15 protein-coding genes are annotated in these 15,674 nt (G+C 35.6%); 9 read left to right on the top strand and 6 right to left on the bottom strand.

Annotated elements, in window-relative coordinates; all coding sequences use genetic code 11:
* Window positions 1–181: 181 nt before the first annotated feature.
* Window positions 182–1,789, bottom strand: a complete 1,608-nt coding sequence (locus BUA76_RS04405) for a CTP synthase (protein ID WP_072883599.1) — start codon at window positions 1,787–1,789, stop codon at window positions 182–184.
* A gap of 96 nt (window positions 1,790–1,885) precedes the next feature.
* Here BUA76_RS04405 and BUA76_RS04400 point away from each other — a divergent pair, with 96 nt between their 5' ends.
* Window positions 1,886–2,314 carry a hypothetical protein gene (locus BUA76_RS04400; RefSeq protein ID WP_072883598.1) on the top strand — a complete coding sequence of 143 codons (429 nt, stop codon included), beginning with the start codon at window positions 1,886–1,888 and terminating at the stop codon, window positions 2,312–2,314.
* A gap of 55 nt (window positions 2,315–2,369) precedes the next feature.
* Here the strand turns inward: BUA76_RS04400 and BUA76_RS04395 are convergent, their stop codons facing one another.
* Both BUA76_RS04395 and BUA76_RS04390 read right to left on the bottom strand, forming a co-directional pair.
* Window positions 2,370–2,939: a YceI family protein gene (locus BUA76_RS04395; protein ID WP_072883597.1), complete on the bottom strand. Its 570-nt coding sequence runs from the start codon at window positions 2,937–2,939 to the stop codon at window positions 2,370–2,372.
* A 71-nt stretch (window positions 2,940–3,010) separates the two neighbouring features.
* Window positions 3,011–3,412 (bottom strand): hypothetical protein, encoded by a 402-nt coding sequence (locus tag BUA76_RS04390; RefSeq protein ID WP_072883596.1) that lies wholly within the window; start codon window positions 3,410–3,412, stop codon window positions 3,011–3,013.
* Window positions 3,413–3,471: 59 nt separating this feature from the next.
* Between BUA76_RS04390 and radA the strand changes: the two genes are divergently transcribed.
* The 3 genes from radA (at window position 3,472) to BUA76_RS04375 (ending at window position 7,098) form a co-directional block, all read left to right on the top strand.
* Entirely contained in the window at window positions 3,472–4,821 is a 1,350-nt protein-coding gene (gene radA, locus BUA76_RS04385; RefSeq protein ID WP_072883595.1) for a DNA repair protein RadA, read from the top strand.
* A gap of 65 nt (window positions 4,822–4,886) precedes the next feature.
* Window positions 4,887–6,422 carry a zinc-dependent metalloprotease gene (locus BUA76_RS04380; RefSeq protein ID WP_072883594.1) on the top strand — a complete coding sequence of 512 codons (1,536 nt, stop codon included), beginning with the start codon at window positions 4,887–4,889 and terminating at the stop codon, window positions 6,420–6,422.
* Window positions 6,423–6,504: 82 nt separating this feature from the next.
* Window positions 6,505–7,098 carry an acyl carrier protein phosphodiesterase gene (locus BUA76_RS04375; protein WP_072883593.1) on the top strand — a complete coding sequence of 198 codons (594 nt, stop codon included), beginning with the start codon at window positions 6,505–6,507 and terminating at the stop codon, window positions 7,096–7,098.
* A 3-nt stretch (window positions 7,099–7,101) separates the two neighbouring features.
* Here BUA76_RS04375 and BUA76_RS04370 read toward each other — a convergent pair whose 3' ends face one another.
* A complete protein-coding gene (locus BUA76_RS04370) occupies window positions 7,102–7,602 on the bottom strand; it encodes a DUF6702 family protein (protein ID WP_072883592.1) in 501 nt (166 codons plus the stop codon).
* A 273-nt stretch (window positions 7,603–7,875) separates the two neighbouring features.
* Window positions 7,876–8,127, bottom strand: coding sequence for a hypothetical protein (locus tag BUA76_RS04360; RefSeq protein ID WP_072883590.1), 252 nt, complete (start codon window positions 8,125–8,127; stop codon window positions 7,876–7,878).
* A 68-nt stretch (window positions 8,128–8,195) separates the two neighbouring features.
* Here BUA76_RS04360 and BUA76_RS04355 point away from each other — a divergent pair, with 68 nt between their 5' ends.
* Window positions 8,196–8,774, top strand: coding sequence for a HupE/UreJ family protein (locus BUA76_RS04355; RefSeq protein ID WP_072883589.1), 579 nt, complete (start codon window positions 8,196–8,198; stop codon window positions 8,772–8,774).
* A 68-nt stretch (window positions 8,775–8,842) separates the two neighbouring features.
* Complete coding sequence (locus tag BUA76_RS04350; RefSeq protein ID WP_072883588.1) at window positions 8,843–11,227, top strand: M1 family metallopeptidase; 2,385 nt, start codon at window positions 8,843–8,845, stop codon at window positions 11,225–11,227.
* A 62-nt stretch (window positions 11,228–11,289) separates the two neighbouring features.
* On the opposite strand, the gene BUA76_RS04345 is transcribed toward BUA76_RS04350, so the two are convergent.
* Window positions 11,290–11,844 carry a hypothetical protein gene (locus BUA76_RS04345; RefSeq protein ID WP_072883587.1) on the bottom strand — a complete coding sequence of 185 codons (555 nt, stop codon included), beginning with the start codon at window positions 11,842–11,844 and terminating at the stop codon, window positions 11,290–11,292.
* Window positions 11,845–12,056: 212 nt separating this feature from the next.
* On the opposite strand from BUA76_RS04345, the gene BUA76_RS04340 reads away from it, so the two are divergent.
* From BUA76_RS04340 to BUA76_RS04330, 3 genes are all read left to right on the top strand, one after another.
* Window positions 12,057–12,335 (top strand): co-chaperone GroES, encoded by a 279-nt coding sequence (locus BUA76_RS04340; RefSeq protein WP_040997294.1) that lies wholly within the window; start codon window positions 12,057–12,059, stop codon window positions 12,333–12,335.
* Window positions 12,336–12,602: 267 nt separating this feature from the next.
* Window positions 12,603–14,228, top strand: a complete 1,626-nt coding sequence (gene groL / locus BUA76_RS04335; RefSeq protein WP_072883586.1) for a chaperonin GroEL — start codon at window positions 12,603–12,605, stop codon at window positions 14,226–14,228.
* Window positions 14,229–14,440: 212 nt separating this feature from the next.
* Window positions 14,441–15,472, top strand: coding sequence for a hypothetical protein (locus BUA76_RS04330; RefSeq protein WP_072883585.1), 1,032 nt, complete (start codon window positions 14,441–14,443; stop codon window positions 15,470–15,472).
* Window positions 15,473–15,674 lie beyond the last annotated feature (202 nt).

The following is a 15,674-nucleotide window of genomic DNA, read 5'->3' as shown; positions in this document are numbered from 1 at the left end:
AATTTTAATGCATATCAAAATGACATACATTTTCGAGTCGACAAAAATACTGTTTTTTTATCAAAACTCTATACAATACTGTGTTACTATATAATAAACTCAGGCTGAGAATAATCAGTCTGAGTTTATAGATAACGTTTGTAATTTATGAATTACTTTATTTTAAATCTTAAGATTGATCTTATTTTGATGCACAAGCTTTAATGAAAGCCCTGAACAAAGGGTGCGGCGTTGCGACCGTACTTTTGTATTCCGGGTGATATTGTACGCCTACATAGAAAGGATGGCCCGGCATTTCAAGCGCCTCAACCAATCCTGTTTCAGGATTTGTACCCGTTGCCAGGAAGCCGTTTTTCTCGAATTCACCGATGTAATCACTGTTAAATTCATATCTGTGGCGGTGTCTTTCCGTGATGTTTTTAGCTCCGTAGATGTCATTTAGCTTAGAGCCGTTTTTCAAGGCACATTTCCAGGCTCCCAAGCGCATGGTTCCGCCTTTGTCTACTACATTTTTCTGTTCTTCCATTAATGAAATCACAGGATGTTCCGTGGAAGTATCAAATTCCATGGAGTTGGCTTTTGTATATCCTAAAACATTTCTGGCAAATTCAACGGTCATAATCTGCATTCCCAGACAGATTCCCAGCATCGGAACTTTATTTTCTCTTGCATACTGAGCGGTAAGAACCTTTCCTTCAATTCCTCTATCACCGAAGCCTGGCGCAACAAGAATTCCACAAACACCGGCTAATGTTTCTTTGATATTTTCCTGTGTTAAATCTCCGCTGTATACCCATCTGATCTTCACTTCCGTTTCCAAATCCGCTCCAGCATGTTTGAAAGCTTCTGCAATGGAAATATAGGAATCCTGAAGAGAAACGTATTTTCCAACCAATGCAATTTCAACTGATTTTTTAGGATTCTGGAATTTTTTCAGGAACGATTTCCAGTCTTTAAGATCCGCTTCTTTATCGCTTTTCAGATCTAATTCTTTAAGAACCACATCGTCAAAGTTTTGTTTCTGAAGATACATCGGAACTTCGTAGATCGTTTCCAAATCTTTACATTCGATCACATTATCCAAAGGAACGTTACAGAACTGCGCAAGCTTCGCTCTCTGATCTTTTGGTATCTTATGTTCGGTACGGCAAACAAGAACATCCGCCATAATTCCGCTCTCCATTAATTGACGAACAGAATGCTGCGAAGGTTTTGTTTTTAATTCACCACTGGAAGCAAGATATGGCAATAATGTCAAATGAATGACCATAGAATTTTTCTCACCCAACTCCCACTTCAACTGACGAACGGTTTCAATGTAAGGTAAAGATTCAATATCTCCTACCGTTCCTCCGATTTCCGTAATGATGATATCGTAGTTCTGTTTGGATAAAATTTTAATTCTTCTTTTGATTTCGTTGGTAATATGAGGAATTACCTGAACTGTTTTTCCGAGAAAATCTCCTTTTCTTTCCTTTTCAATGACTGTCTGATAAATTTTTCCGGTAGTAACGTTGTTGTTTTGAGAAGTAGGAGCATCAAGGTAACGCTCATAGTGACCTAAATCCAGATCCGTCTCCGCACCATCTTCGGTTACATAGCATTCTCCGTGTTCATAAGGATTCAAAGTTCCCGGGTCGATATTGATATAAGGATCAAGCTTTTGAATGGTTACGTTGAAGCCACGTGATTTTAGAAGAAGGCCCAGAGAAGCTGAAACGATTCCCTTTCCCAAAGATGAAGTTACACCTCCTGTCACAAAGATGTACTTTGTATTCTTTTTACTCATTAGATTAGGTTTGTGCAAAGTTAGGGGAAAAAGAAATACAAAGCAATTTTGTATTAAAATTTGAATGTGTATTTTTAGAGAAGATAAAATTTTACAATGGAAACTATCAATCAATTAGTTTATCTGAAATATGTAGAACTGATACCTGAAAACGGGTTATTATTAAAATTTGACAATTTACCAATTTGGAAAAATAATCGCTTTAATATTTATTTTACAGAACGTCATCATGATCATTACGAATGTATTTCTATTTATTTTAAAGAAAATGTCCTAAACTATCATATGATTTTTAAAAGCTTGATTGGAGAACAACTGTACATCGAAATTTCAAATCAGCTTCTTAATGTTTGGTATGCTGAATATTTCGACCACATTGAAGATAGAAATACGGCAGACTATCTCGAAGAAATTGAAGTTTTAAATTTTAGGTTTGAAAAAATGGAGAAAACCGCTCAGGATTGGAAAGATGAATATATCAATTTAGAAACCACCTATCTTGATCTGCTCGCAGGAAATAAATAAAAAAGGTTTCCAAAAACTGAAAACCTTTTCTCTAAACCAAATTTATATATGAAAATTATTGCTTCACCATTTCAAAATATAAGTTCACGTCAACGTCTTTTGCTACACCGGCTCCCGTAGGATCATATTTAATATTGTAATCCAAACGGTTTACTTTAAATGATGCCTGGAAACCCATCACTTCTTTACCCTGCTGGTTTTTGGTAACCCCACCGAAAGTAACAGGAACACTGATTTCTTTGGTAACATCTTTTATTGTCAGCTTACCTTTAACCACATAAGAATTGTTCTTTTCTTTAACAACCGAGCTTGTTACAAAAGTCATGGCAGGAAATTTTTCAGCATCGAAGAAATCTGCACTTTTCAGGTGATTATCTCTCATCTCTACACCGGTATTGACAGAAGCTACATTGACATTAAAGCTAAGTTCTGCATTATCAAGGGTGTTCCCTTTAGTAACAGCCTTACCGTCAAACTTGTCAAACCTTCCCTGCACAAAGCTGATTCCCATGTGTTTGATATTAAAATTAACGGACGAATGCATAGGATCTACCTGCCATCCGGTCTGTGCAAAGCCCACAACACTTAAAAGTGCAAATACAAAAGTTAAAAATACCTTTTTCATTAGATTTTTATTAAAATTATGGAGCAAAGGTAGGCCTGTTATTATAAACCACCATTGATCTATGTTAGTTTTTAGATTTTTTTTAAAATTAATTTTGAATAAAGTAGATGAATGAGATACATAATAGATAAAATGATCAATCCAATTCCATACATTAAAATCTTCAAAAGATTTTCATTATTTGAATTTGAAAAATACGCAAACGGATTATCTCCTGAGATCATTAAAAATAATAAATAAATAATTTCAAACAAGATTGCAATCCGCAGAATTGAATCAAAATGTCTCCTGAAAATAATCACCGTTACCAAACCAATTGCTGTAATAACAGAACAGAAAACAAGAATAAATAGTGAGTACATTCCGTAATCTCCTCCTGGAAGACGAAGGTGCCTTACAGCCCAATCAGTAAATTGTGCATGTAAAAGTGACATCACCACAAAAACCATCAAACTCAAAAAAATATTTTTCATGCCTGAAAATTAACTAAAATTCGAAAGAAAAATTCAAAAAAAATTTTGAACTTCGCAGTATGGCAAAACTTAAAACAGCATATTTCTGTCAGAATTGCGGAACACAATATTCCCAATGGATGGGACAATGCAAAAACTGCGGACAATGGAATACCCTGGTGGAAGAAGTGGTAGAAAAAACCTCATCAAAAACACCTCCGTTTTCAAAATCAAAACAGCACGTCATTAACATCATCGAAGTTGAAACTAGTGAAGAACCAAGAATTAAAACACCTTCCGAAGAGCTTAACCGTGTCCTCGGCGGCGGAATTGTTTTAGGATCCGTAACCCTTATTGGAGGAGAGCCGGGAATCGGTAAATCAACTTTGCTTCTCCAGCTGGCTTTAAAAATGAAGAAAAAAATCTTCTATGTTTCCGGTGAAGAAAGTGCGTCCCAGATAAAAATGAGAGCCGACCGTTTAACGGATATTCAGAATCCCAACTGTTTCCTTTTCACAGAAACCAATCTTGAAAAAATCCTTCACGAAGCCAAAAAGCTGGAGCCGGATTTCGTTATTATCGATTCTATTCAGACCCTTCAGTCTCAATTAATTGAAAGCTCTCCCGGAACCGTTTCCCAGATCCGGGAATGCTCGAATGAAATTATTAAATATGCTAAAGAAAATAATGTTCCGGTATTTTTAGTAGGTCATATTACCAAAGACGGACAAATTGCAGGGCCAAAAGTTCTGGAACACATGGTAGATGTCGTTTTAAATTTTGACGGCGACAGAAATCATCTTTTTAGATTATTGAGAGCCAATAAAAACCGTTTCGGATCCACTTCCGAGATTGGAATTTATGAAATGATTTCCCAGGGATTAAAAGAAATTAAAAATCCTTCTGAAATCCTGATTACCAAAAAATTCGAAGAACTTTCCGGGAACTCCGTTGCCGTAACGTTGGAAGGAAACCGACCGATGCTGTTGGAAATTCAGGCGCTGGTAAGTACGGCAGTTTACGGAACCCCGCAGAGAAGTTCTACCGGTTTTGACGCCAAAAGATTAAATATGCTTCTCGCCGTTCTTGAAAAAAGAGCTGGTTTCCAATTGGGTGCTAAAGATGTTTTTTTAAATATTACCGGAGGTATAAAAACCGACGACCCGGCCTTGGATCTAGCGGTTGTCGCCTCTATTCTTTCCTCTAATGAAGATATTGCCATTTCCGAACATTATTGTTTTGCAGGTGAAATTGGATTAAGCGGAGAAATTCGCCCAATTGCTCAGGCAGAACAGCGGATTACAGAAGCAGAAAAACTGGGTTATGAGAAAATTTTTATCTCTAATCTAAATAAATTACCCAAACGAAAATTCGGAATTAAAATAGAGGAAGTCAGCAAAATTGAGGATTTTCACGAACGATTATTTTAATAAAAATATATTTTGAAATGATTACATTTGTATATAAAAACATAACTTTTTAAATTAAAAACACTATGAGAAAAAAAATCAGTTTCGTAATTCTTTTCTTCAGCATTATTGTTTTTTCACAGAATAAATTATTTCAAAATAAGATAAGTGAAAACAACCTGATTCCCGAACAGAAAGTTAATAAAGACCTTGCCTCCACCTATCTTTTTACAAAATACTATTTGCAGGCTTCTTTTGATTTAAATTCTGACCTGCAAATTATTTTACCTACAGATAGAGAGATTGCCGCAAAATTCAGACGGATTTACAATTATAGCAATAAAGCACAATCGTATGTTTACACTATAGAAAACGAACCCGAGTCTGAACTAGTTTTTTCAAAATATGAAAATATTATTACAGGAATGTATTCTTCGGTTACCGGAGAAAAAGTAATTTTTCATCAAACAGAATCCAATGTTTTCGCTGTATCAGAAGTAAGCAGTGAAAAAATGATCAATCAGGATGCCAAAGATGATTACCTAATTAATACACCATCTGTTTCCGGAAAAATAAATTCTAATGTTTGCCTTGATACAACACCTGTTTGTCCTGTATCGAGGATTGATGTCTTGGCAGTTTACACTGACGCTGCACAAACAGCTTGGGGAGGAGCCGCTCAAAGCAACTCATTTATTGCAACAGCAATTACAAATTTTAATACTGCCTTGCAAAATTCGGGTGTTTCCAATGTCACGATCAATTTAGTTTACTCGGGAGCCATTGATTATACAGAGTCCGGAAGTCTTTCAACAGATTTACCAAGATTCGCCAATAACGGAGATGGTTTCATGGATAATGTTCACTCGTTAAGAACGATGTATGGAGCAGATATTTGTGCCTTAGTTACTTCTACTCCTACAAATACCTGTGGTTTAGGATATTTAAATTCAAATCCCGGAAATTATTCTGCAAATGCAGCTTTTTCAGCTACTGTTTTCAGTTGCGTTGTTTCAAATTATTCAATGGCACATGAGATGGGACATAATATGGGGTTAAATCATGATTGGTATGTAGATACTAATACCAACCCTTGCAGTCATCATCACGGATATGTCAACCGTACAGCTATCACATTAGGAACATCAAGTGTTTCATCGCAAAGATGGAGAACAATCATGGCTTATAACGATGAATGTTCAGCTTCAGGTTTTAATTGTGCAAGAATCAACCGATGGGCAAATCCGGTCGTAAATTATAACTCTGAGCCTACAGGAATTGCAATAGGAAACACTAATCCCTCAAATGAAGCATTTGGTTTTTCACGCTTTGCCTGTGTTGTTGCCAATTTTGTACCTAGTTCTACTTTAGCAACTACTGAATTAACTGCCAATGAAAAAGATTTCAGCCTGTTTCCAAACCCTGCGAAAGATATACTCAATATAAGAACAAAAGATAACGAAAAATATATTTTTAAGATTGTAAATATTGTAGGTCAAATTGTTTTAACAACAGATAAAAAAGAGATTAATCTGGAAGGTCTTCCTCCCGGAGATTATTTTTTGAACATTTATAATGATAAAAACTCTTTTATAGAAAGCAAAAAGTTTATTATCAAATAAATTTTATCTTTATCTCTTAATATCCTTCAAATATTTTAATTTTATTTGAAGGATATTAAATGATATAGCCTTAAAGTAAAACATGAACTATCTCGCTCATTCTTTTCTTACCTTTACAGACGGACAGATTGTCGGGCAGTTTCTGGAAGATTTTATCCGCAACAGAGACCGTTTTTCCTTCCCGAAAGACATTCAGGACGGAATTACTTTGCACCGCACGATTGACACTTTTACAGATGCTCATCCGGCAATTCATGAAGCTAAAAAAGTCTTTGCTCCATTGGTAAGATTATATGCTGGAGCATTTGTAGATGTAGCAATGGATTATTTTGTAGCGAATGATTTAAAGTTGAATTCCTTAGAGGGCTGGAAAAATCACTCTCAAAAAGTGTATCGCATTCTAAACGAAAATTATGAATTCCTTCCGGAAAATTTCAGAAGAATGCTTGAAAAAATGGAAGAAGGTGACTGGCTGTATAATTACCGTTTTGAAAAAAATATCGGTTACAGCATGAGAAACGTTTTGAACAAAGCAAAATATTTAGATACAGATATTCCCGTTCACGATGCTTTTTTGAAAAATAAAAATTTCCTTCAGGAATGTTATGATGATTTTTTTCCCGATCTCATGGAACATGCAAAAGGTATTAATGCTCTTTTACAGCTGGAAAATTAATTTTTAAAACTGTTGAAAAAGATATCGGTTTGGGTAGGTCAGTTTTTCACTTTTCCTGTTTCCGTTAACGATAATGTGTACAATATTGATCTGATCATCAAATAAATTATAAAGAAAACTCACCGCTGCCTCCACTTTTTTAGGATTGTCGATTTTTTCAGACTCAAGATAAATATTTACTGATTCATGGTCCTCTTCATAACCTACAAAACCAACATTTAAAAATTTATTATTCCCTTTGAGTTTAAAATATTCTGCGGAATAATTTTTTAATGCTTCATTAAGCTGACTTTTAAATTTCGGATCGTTAAAATGCAGCGATTTCCCGTATTTATTATTTAATCCGTTTTCAAGATCATCCAGGAAAAAACGGCCTGTAATTTCAAAAGTTTTTGATTTCTGATTATAATTGATTTCTACCGAACCAACATGATACGGATGTTTTGCCTTCACAAAGGAGAAAAAAATAAGAAGAACAGAAAATAAAAAAAGAAGTTTTTTCATTGTAGCAGATCAAGTATTTTATGCGGATCCTGCCGCATATCGAAGAAGAGAAGGACTTTGATTAGCGTATCATTTTCTTGACGGAAAAACATTCTTACGTGCTTTTTGCCGATTAATGCTGAACGGATATCTTTTGAATATTTTTGATACAAATTGAATTGACCATTTTTCAAATTATTGGAAACCCTTCTGATATCTTGAAGCAAGATAACAATTTCACGATTACTCCAAATCGTTTCGAGAAATATAATTTGATCCCGTAAAGTTTGTTTGCTATTTCTGAGAATTCAATCTGCATATTTCTTCATCAACATATTTAAAAAACTCTTCTTCCGATATCATATCCTTATCTTCCAGACGGTCTGCATAATCGGCCAATTTATCAATAAACCATTTTGGGGTTCCATCTTCATAAAACTCTTCATTATCTTCTACAGAAACAGATTTAATTCCTTTTATATTTTCTAAAAGCTTTTTTATAAATGCAAAATCTGCCGTATTATCCAGTTCTATATTGACAATCATAACATTTAATTTTACACAAAGTTAAAATAAATTTTGTATCATCGCATTTCAAAAATAATATTGGAAAAATGCAGGATTTTTTATTCTATCTGAACCTCGGCTGGGAACATATTATTTCTTTGGATGCTCTCGATCATCAGCTTTTTGTGTTGGCACTAATCGCAGTATATTCGTTTAATGATCTTAAGAAAATTTTGATTCTCATCACCGCCTTTACCATCGGCCATTCAATAACATTAGCATTAAGCACTTTTGATATTATCCGGATAAATTCGGATTGGGTGGAATTTCTGATTCCGCTGACGATTGTTTTAACTTCTCTGAATAATATTGTCTTCAGAAATAAAAAGAAATCTCAAAACAATGCCAATTATTATTTAGCTTTAATTTTCGGACTCATCCACGGAATGGGTTTTGCGAATACCGCAAGAGTAATGATTGCCAAAAGCCAAAGTATTGCCATCCCTTTATTAGGCTTTAATATCGGACTGGAGCTGGGACAGATTGCTATTGTTTTCGGAATTCTAATTATCCTGTTTATTCTACTTAAAGTTTTTAAAGTTAATCAGAAAGACTGGGTGCTTTTCGTATCTTCAGGGGTCTTTGCTTTATCATTAAAAATGACATTGGAAAGAATTCCTTTCTAAAGCTGAAACATTTTCAGTTTTTCATCTACTTATTGCTATATTTGAAAATCTTTTAAAAAAAATCGGTTATGAAACTAAAAGTTGTCATACTTTCTCTTTCTGTATTCACATATACAGGTTTCACCGCACAAAATATTCAGAATAATCCGGGGAGCAACCACGGAAATAAATTTGAACAGCTCGGAACCATCCTTCCCACTCCCAATATTTACAGAACCGCTTCAGGAGCACCTGGTCATGGATACTGGCAAAACAGAGCCGACTATAGTATTACCGCCTATCTTGATGAAGATAAGAGAAATCTCAAGGGCTCTGAAACCATAACCTACTATAACAATTCTCCGGATGATCTTGATTATATATGGCTTCAGTTAGATGAAAATCAACAATCAAGTGTAAAAAAAGCAGACTTTCCATACTCTTCCACTCTTCCGAAAGCTTCAAACGATCAGCAATTGCGCCCTACCGACCTGCCAGTTTCTGATAACGGATATGGCGTAAATCTCGAAAAAGTAACGGATGCTTCAGGAAACCCCTTAAAGTATACGGTAAACAAAACCATGATGCGTATTGATTTACCAAAAGTATTAAAAAAAGGTGAAAAGCTGGTTTTCAAAATAGACTGGAACTATAACATCCCGAACAGAATGAAAATGGGAGGCCGTGGTGGTTACGAAAACTTTCCTGAAGACGGCAACGATCTTTACACCATGACGCAGTGGTACCCGAGAATGTGTGTGTACAGCGATTTCCACGGGTGGCAAAACCATCAGTTTACGGGAAGAGGAGAATTTGCGCTCGTTTTCGGAAATTTTAAAGTTTCCATGAATGTTCCTGCAGATCATATCGTTGGCGGAACGGGAGAATGTAAAAACTACGATCAGGTTTTAACACCTGAACAATTAGCCCGTTACAATAAATCCAAAACCTCGGCAGAGCCTGTAGAAATCGTGACGCTTGATGAAGCTAAAAAAGCAGAGAAAAACCATTCGAAGCAAAGAAAAACATGGACCTTCGAGGCGAATGATGTAAGAGATTTCGCCTGGACTTCTTCCAGAAAATTTGTATGGGACGGAATGGGCGTGCTTATTCCCGAAAACAACAATAAAGTAATGGCAATGAGCTTTTACCCGAAAGAAGCATATAATTTATACAGAAAATATTCAACCAAAGCAGTAGCGCATACCATTAAAACATATTCGGAATTTACGATTCCTTATCCGTATCCGGTTGCCCAGTCCGTGGAAGCTGCAAACGGTATGGAATACCCAATGATCTGTTTCAACTATGGAAGAACAGAAAAAGACGGAACGTATTCGGAAGGGATTAAAAATGGTATGCTGGGCGTTGTAATCCATGAGGTGGGTCACAACTTCTTCCCAATGATCATCAACTCAGACGAAAGACAATGGAGCTGGATGGATGAGGGACTGAATACTTTTGTAGAATATCTTACCGAGGAAAGATGGGACAATAAATTCCCGTCCAAAAGAGGGCCGGCATGGACCATTGTGGATTACATGAAACTTCCGAAAGATCAATTGGAACCCATCATGTCAAATTCTGAAAACATCATTCAGTTTGGCCCGAATGCCTATTCAAAACCAGCCACCGGATTGAACATTCTTCGCGAAACCATCATGGGAAGAGAGCTTTTCGATAAAGCTTTTAAAACCTATGCTAAAAGGTGGGCTTTCAGGCATCCTGAACCTGCAGATTTCTTCAGAACAATGGAAGATGCAAGCGGTGAAGACCTGGACTGGTTCTGGAGAGGCTGGTTCTACGGAACAGATCCTGTGGATATTGCTATCGACAAAGTAACCATTGCAACTCCGAATCTGGAAACGCCTGCCAGAGAAGCCAAAGAAACAAAGTATAAAGTCGACAAGCCTGCTGTAAATGATTTTGAAGATATTTCAAAAATCAGAAACAGAGAAGATAAAAACATCACGTTCTACGTAGAAAAGGATAAGGAAGCCCAGGATTTCTATTACCGTTACGACAGAGGTCAGGAAAAAGTTGACAACAATAAGGAATACACCTTCAAAGTAGAAGGTACCGAGCCGTTAACGCAAAAAGAAAAAGATAAGTTTAAAAATATCACCGCTTACCAAATTGATTTTGTGAATAAGGGTGGACTTGTAATGCCCATTATCCTTGAATTTACCTTTGAAGACGGAACAAAACTTACCGATAAATCTTCCGCGCAGATCTGGAGAATGAACGAGCAGAAAGCATCCAAAACGTTTTATTTTGACAAAAAATTAAAATCCATTCAGCTAGACCCGATGAGAGAAACGGCTGATATTGATACTTCCAACAATTTCTGGAGCAACGATGGTGGAAATGCCCAGGTTTCCAAATTTGAATTATTCAAGCAGAAAGAAGGCGGAAATACCAGAGGTGCTTCCAACGGAAAAGTAAACCCGATGCAGGCTGCAGGAAAGAAATAAACTTATCCTCATAATATAAAAAGAGGCTGTTTCTTACATCGGGAACAGCCTCTTTTTTGTTTTTAAAGAATAGAAAAAGTTGCTATGATGGTACTTTTCTCATCCAGTGAATTCGGATTAGTTACCGTAATCCCGTATTCTCCGGGAGGCTTATCTTTTAAAGTAATAAGATATGAGTTTTGGCCATATTTCTTTCCTGTAAAGTTCAGATAGTGCAGTTTATTTGTTTTTGTAGTTCCAAACGTATTTACAGATGCCAGTTCAGCCCTTCTGAATTTTTTGCTTGAATCGAATTCAAAAATTTTAATTATTGCCATTGGATCTGTATTGTTATCTACCGCTCGTACAATAAACTGGATATCATCACCGGCTCTTAATTTTGTAGCAGAACAACAACCTTCAATTTGCAATTTAGATTTCACACTCCCGAAACCTGTGATCACCATTCCTGCGTTCATTGCTGAACGCGTCTGTGTCATATGTTTTTCTAAAAGCACCGTACTTTGGTCGGGCTTTAATAACATACACTCACCAATAAATTCCGGTTCGACAGTAGTCTGAGCATAAATACTCATGCCGCAAAGAGTCATTGACGCCATTAATAAAATTTTCTTCATTTAAAGCTGTTTTTGATAAATTTATCGCAAAAATATAATTTATTTTCAAATACAAATCACATTTGTTTAAACATATTTCATTTGAAGTAAAATTTATTTTTCTGCCAAAATTTCCGCTCCTTCAAAATTAGTCTGCCAAAATTTTGTTTTCCTTCTCTTGGCATACAATTAGCGAGTTACAAGACAGAAATAATTAAAAAATTAAATATATTATGTCAGTAAACTTTAAACCATTAGCAGACAGAGTTTTGATAGAGCCGATCGCTGCAGAAACTAAAACAGCTTCAGGTATTATTATTCCGGACACCGCAAAAGAAAAGCCGCAGGAAGGTACCGTAGTGGCAGTAGGTCCTGGTAAGAAAGATGAGCCTACAACTGTTCAGGTAGGTGACAAAGTTCTTTACGGAAAATATTCAGGATCTGAATTAAAGCTGGAAGGAAAAGATTATTTAATTGTAAAAGAAGGAGACTTACTTGGCATCATCGGGTAAGATTTTGTTCTGAATTTAAACATTAAGAAATTTAGATAATTAAATCTTAAAGGCCCGTTAAGGATATCTTCGATATATAAGCGCCCTGCTTAATTTCACCAAAGGTAAAATCCTTAAAAATCCTTTCTGTAGAACTATTTTCTTAAATTCTTAATGTTGATATAAAATTTAAACAAACTAAGATTAAATTAAAATCAAATTATTAAAAAACAAACCGCGAATTGCTAAAGCCAAAAGCTAAAAGCAAATCGCCAAAAGCTAAACAATATGGCAAAAGAAATAAAATTCGATATTGAATCAAGAGACGCTTTAAAAAGAGGGGTTGATGCATTGGCTAATGCAGTAAAAGTAACATTAGGACCAAAAGGAAGAAATGTGGTGATCGAAAAATCTTTCGGGGCACCTCATGTAACGAAGGACGGGGTTTCTGTTGCAAAAGAAATCGAACTTGAAGATAAAGTTGAAAACATGGGTGCTCAGATGGTGAAGGAAGTGGCTTCCAAAACCAATGACATCGCGGGTGATGGTACTACTACCGCTACCGTTTTGGCTCAGGCTATCGTAAGAGAAGGTCTTAAAAACGTAGCGGCAGGAGCTAACCCGATGGATCTTAAAAGAGGAATCGACAAAGCGGTAACAGCAGTTGTTGAAAACCTTAAATCCCAGTCTAAAACTGTTGGTGATTCTACGGAAATGGTGAAGCAGGTGGCTTCCGTATCTGCGAATAACGATGAAACGATCGGTGCTTTGATCGCTGAAGCTTTCGGAAAAGTGGGTAAAGAAGGAGTGATCACGGTAGAAGAAGCGAAAGGAATCGATACAACGGTAGACGTTGTAGAAGGGATGCAGTTCGACAGAGGATACCAGTCGCCGTATTTCGTGACCAACCCTGAAAAAATGCTGGCTGAATTAGAAAATCCATACATCCTTTTGGTTGAGAAAAAAATCTCTTCCATGAAAGAATTGCTTCCTGTTCTTGAGCCGATTGCTCAGGGAGGTAAGTCTCTATTGATCATCTCTGAAGAAGTAGAAGGTGAAGCATTGGCTACTTTGGTAGTAAACAAATTAAGAGGTTCTCTTAAAATTGCTGCCGTTAAAGCGCCTGGATTCGGGGACAGAAGAAAAGCAATGTTAGAAGATATCGCCATCTTAACTGGCGGACAGGTAATCTCTGAAGAACAAGGTTTCACAATGGAAAACATATCTTTGGATATGCTGGGAACTGCTGAAAAAGTTTCTATCGATAAAGATAATACAACGATCGTAAACGGTGGCGGTGAAGAAAGCAAGATCAAAGGTAGAGTAAACCAGATCAAAGCGCAGATGGAAACCACTACTTCTGATTACGACAGAGAAAAGCTTCAGGAAAGACTGGCTAAATTAGCCGGAGGGGTTGCCGTACTTTACGTGGGTGCTGCTTCTGAAGTGGAAATGAAAGAGAAAAAAGACAGAGTTGACGATGCCCTTCACGCGACAAGAGCTGCCGTTGAAGAAGGTATCGTTGCAGGAGGTGGTGTTGCTTTGGTAAGAGCCATCGCTGCTTTGGAAAACCTTACAGGAATTAATTCTGACGAAAGCACAGGGATCAAAATCGTGAAAAGAGCGATCGAAGAGCCATTGAGACAAATCGTTGCCAACGCAGGTGGTGAAGGTTCTGTAATCGTTGCGAAAGTAGCAGAAGGACAAGGTGACTTCGGGTACAACGCAAAAACCGACGAGTATGTCAACATGCTTGAAGCAGGAATCATCGACCCTACGAAAGTAACAAGAGTTGCCCTTGAAAACGCAGCTTCCGTATCCGGAATGTTATTAACCACAGAATGTGTGATCACTGAAGTGAAAAAAGACGAACCGGCCATGCCAATGGGCGGAGGAATGCCAGGAATGATGTAATACGGTCTGCGACCGAGACAATTTAATATACTAACCGTTCTGATTTTCAGAGCGGTTTTTTGAATTAGATTATATGTAAAAAAATATTTTTAATGATTTATTTAATATCTTTGAAATAGATAAAGTGAAACAAACCTTCGTCAATGTAGCTATTTTAACTGGATATACCAAAGTTTGTTCGCTTATATAAGTTTGCAATAATTAAAAAATATATGGATATAAATTTAATATATATGATTCTTGGAGTTGTCGCTACAATAATAGTTGGATATTGGGGCATCAAATTCACTGATAATCAGAAAACAACTACAAATTTGCTCTTTTTTGAGAATAGCTGCATTTCCCTATTTAAAAATGTTGTAAAAGATTTGGAAGAGGTTGAAATAAAATACAAAGGAAAAAAAATAGATGAAAACTTACTAATTTATAAAGGAACGTTTTTTAATTCAGGTAACACAGACATAGATAAAACTATAATTCATCAACCTCTTAAAGTAAAATTACCTGAAAACTATGAATGGAAAAAAATAAAAATAATTGACCAATCAATGGACGTTAATATTTCATTTAATCACACAGAAAGTCATTTGACTTTCCATTGGGATATTCTCAAAGAAAATGAATTTTTTACTTTTGATTCAGTAATCGAATATAAGCCACAGACTGAAATTAATGAAAAGTCAGAAACTATAGATATCACAAGACATTTATCTCGTAATATTAGTTTTAGTCATAGAATTACTAACTTAAAATCAATACAAAAGGAAGAACTTCCTGCGAAGCCTATTGGAAAATTTGGATTGATTTTTTTAAGTGTTTATTTATTAGGAATAGTTTGTATAGGTCTCTACTTTTCTGCTGGTCAGTTTATATTTCCAAATTATAATGTCTCTTATGAAATAAAAAGCGACTCAACAAAATTTTATTCATCAATTGAAGCTAATGGTTTAAATGAAATATTACTTACTGATAATAATGAAAATGAAATCATTAAAAATATTGGATCCGATAAAAAAATTGGACTTACAGGGAATGTAAAAACACTTAGACAAAATTTATCGTATTGGGGATTAATTGGGGGTGGTATATTAGCTCTCTTAATACTCTTATTATTTATACTAATGATTTATAGCTATATAAAAGATAAAAAATTATATAAGAAAGTAAAATTAATAGCTGATAAATATGATGAAAAAACTTTTCCGATAAGAAAATCTTCTAGATTATTATTTCCTTTTGAATAAAAAAGCACTGCCATAACAAGTTTCATTAGGCTTGGAAAGCCAACAATGCTCTGTTTCGCAAAGTCTCCTGATTTCGAGCAATAAATAAAAACATAGCCACTTCCAAAAAGCGGTTTTTATTTTGTATTATTTTTAATTATATTTGAGAAACTAATTAATAAAAACCATGAAAGAACTTAAATCAAATTCTTATTTTTCCTTC

This window comes from Chryseobacterium takakiae (genome assembly GCF_900129385.1).
Classification (GTDB): domain Bacteria; phylum Bacteroidota; class Bacteroidia; order Flavobacteriales; family Weeksellaceae; genus Chryseobacterium; species Chryseobacterium takakiae.
This window is presented reverse-complemented; position numbering and strand designations above follow the sequence as displayed.

What these genes read in the sequence shown, in the direction of transcription:
- BUA76_RS04370 (WP_072883592.1), bottom strand. Translation starts at nt 7,602, where the DNA reads ATGAAAAAACTTCTTTTTTTATTTTCTGTTCTTCTTATTTTTTTCTCC.
- groL (WP_072883586.1), top strand. Translation starts at nt 12,603, where the DNA reads ATGGCAAAAGAAATAAAATTCGATATTGAATCAAGAGACGCTTTAAAA.
- BUA76_RS04360 (WP_072883590.1), bottom strand. Translation starts at nt 8,127, where the DNA reads ATGATTGTCAATATAGAACTGGATAATACGGCAGATTTTGCATTTATA.
- BUA76_RS04380 (WP_072883594.1), top strand. Translation starts at nt 4,887, where the DNA reads ATGAGAAAAAAAATCAGTTTCGTAATTCTTTTCTTCAGCATTATTGTT.
- BUA76_RS04330 (WP_072883585.1), top strand. Translation starts at nt 14,441, where the DNA reads ATGGATATAAATTTAATATATATGATTCTTGGAGTTGTCGCTACAATA.
- BUA76_RS04355 (WP_072883589.1), top strand. Translation starts at nt 8,196, where the DNA reads ATGCAGGATTTTTTATTCTATCTGAACCTCGGCTGGGAACATATTATT.
- BUA76_RS04340 (WP_040997294.1), top strand. Translation starts at nt 12,057, where the DNA reads ATGTCAGTAAACTTTAAACCATTAGCAGACAGAGTTTTGATAGAGCCG.
- BUA76_RS04350 (WP_072883588.1), top strand. Translation starts at nt 8,843, where the DNA reads ATGAAACTAAAAGTTGTCATACTTTCTCTTTCTGTATTCACATATACA.
- BUA76_RS04390 (WP_072883596.1), bottom strand. Translation starts at nt 3,412, where the DNA reads ATGAAAAATATTTTTTTGAGTTTGATGGTTTTTGTGGTGATGTCACTT.
- BUA76_RS04405 (WP_072883599.1), bottom strand. Translation starts at nt 1,789, where the DNA reads ATGAGTAAAAAGAATACAAAGTACATCTTTGTGACAGGAGGTGTAACT.
- BUA76_RS04345 (WP_072883587.1), bottom strand. Translation starts at nt 11,844, where the DNA reads ATGAAGAAAATTTTATTAATGGCGTCAATGACTCTTTGCGGCATGAGT.
- BUA76_RS04400 (WP_072883598.1), top strand. Translation starts at nt 1,886, where the DNA reads ATGGAAACTATCAATCAATTAGTTTATCTGAAATATGTAGAACTGATA.
- radA (WP_072883595.1), top strand. Translation starts at nt 3,472, where the DNA reads ATGGCAAAACTTAAAACAGCATATTTCTGTCAGAATTGCGGAACACAA.
- BUA76_RS04395 (WP_072883597.1), bottom strand. Translation starts at nt 2,939, where the DNA reads ATGAAAAAGGTATTTTTAACTTTTGTATTTGCACTTTTAAGTGTTGTG.
- BUA76_RS04375 (WP_072883593.1), top strand. Translation starts at nt 6,505, where the DNA reads ATGAACTATCTCGCTCATTCTTTTCTTACCTTTACAGACGGACAGATT.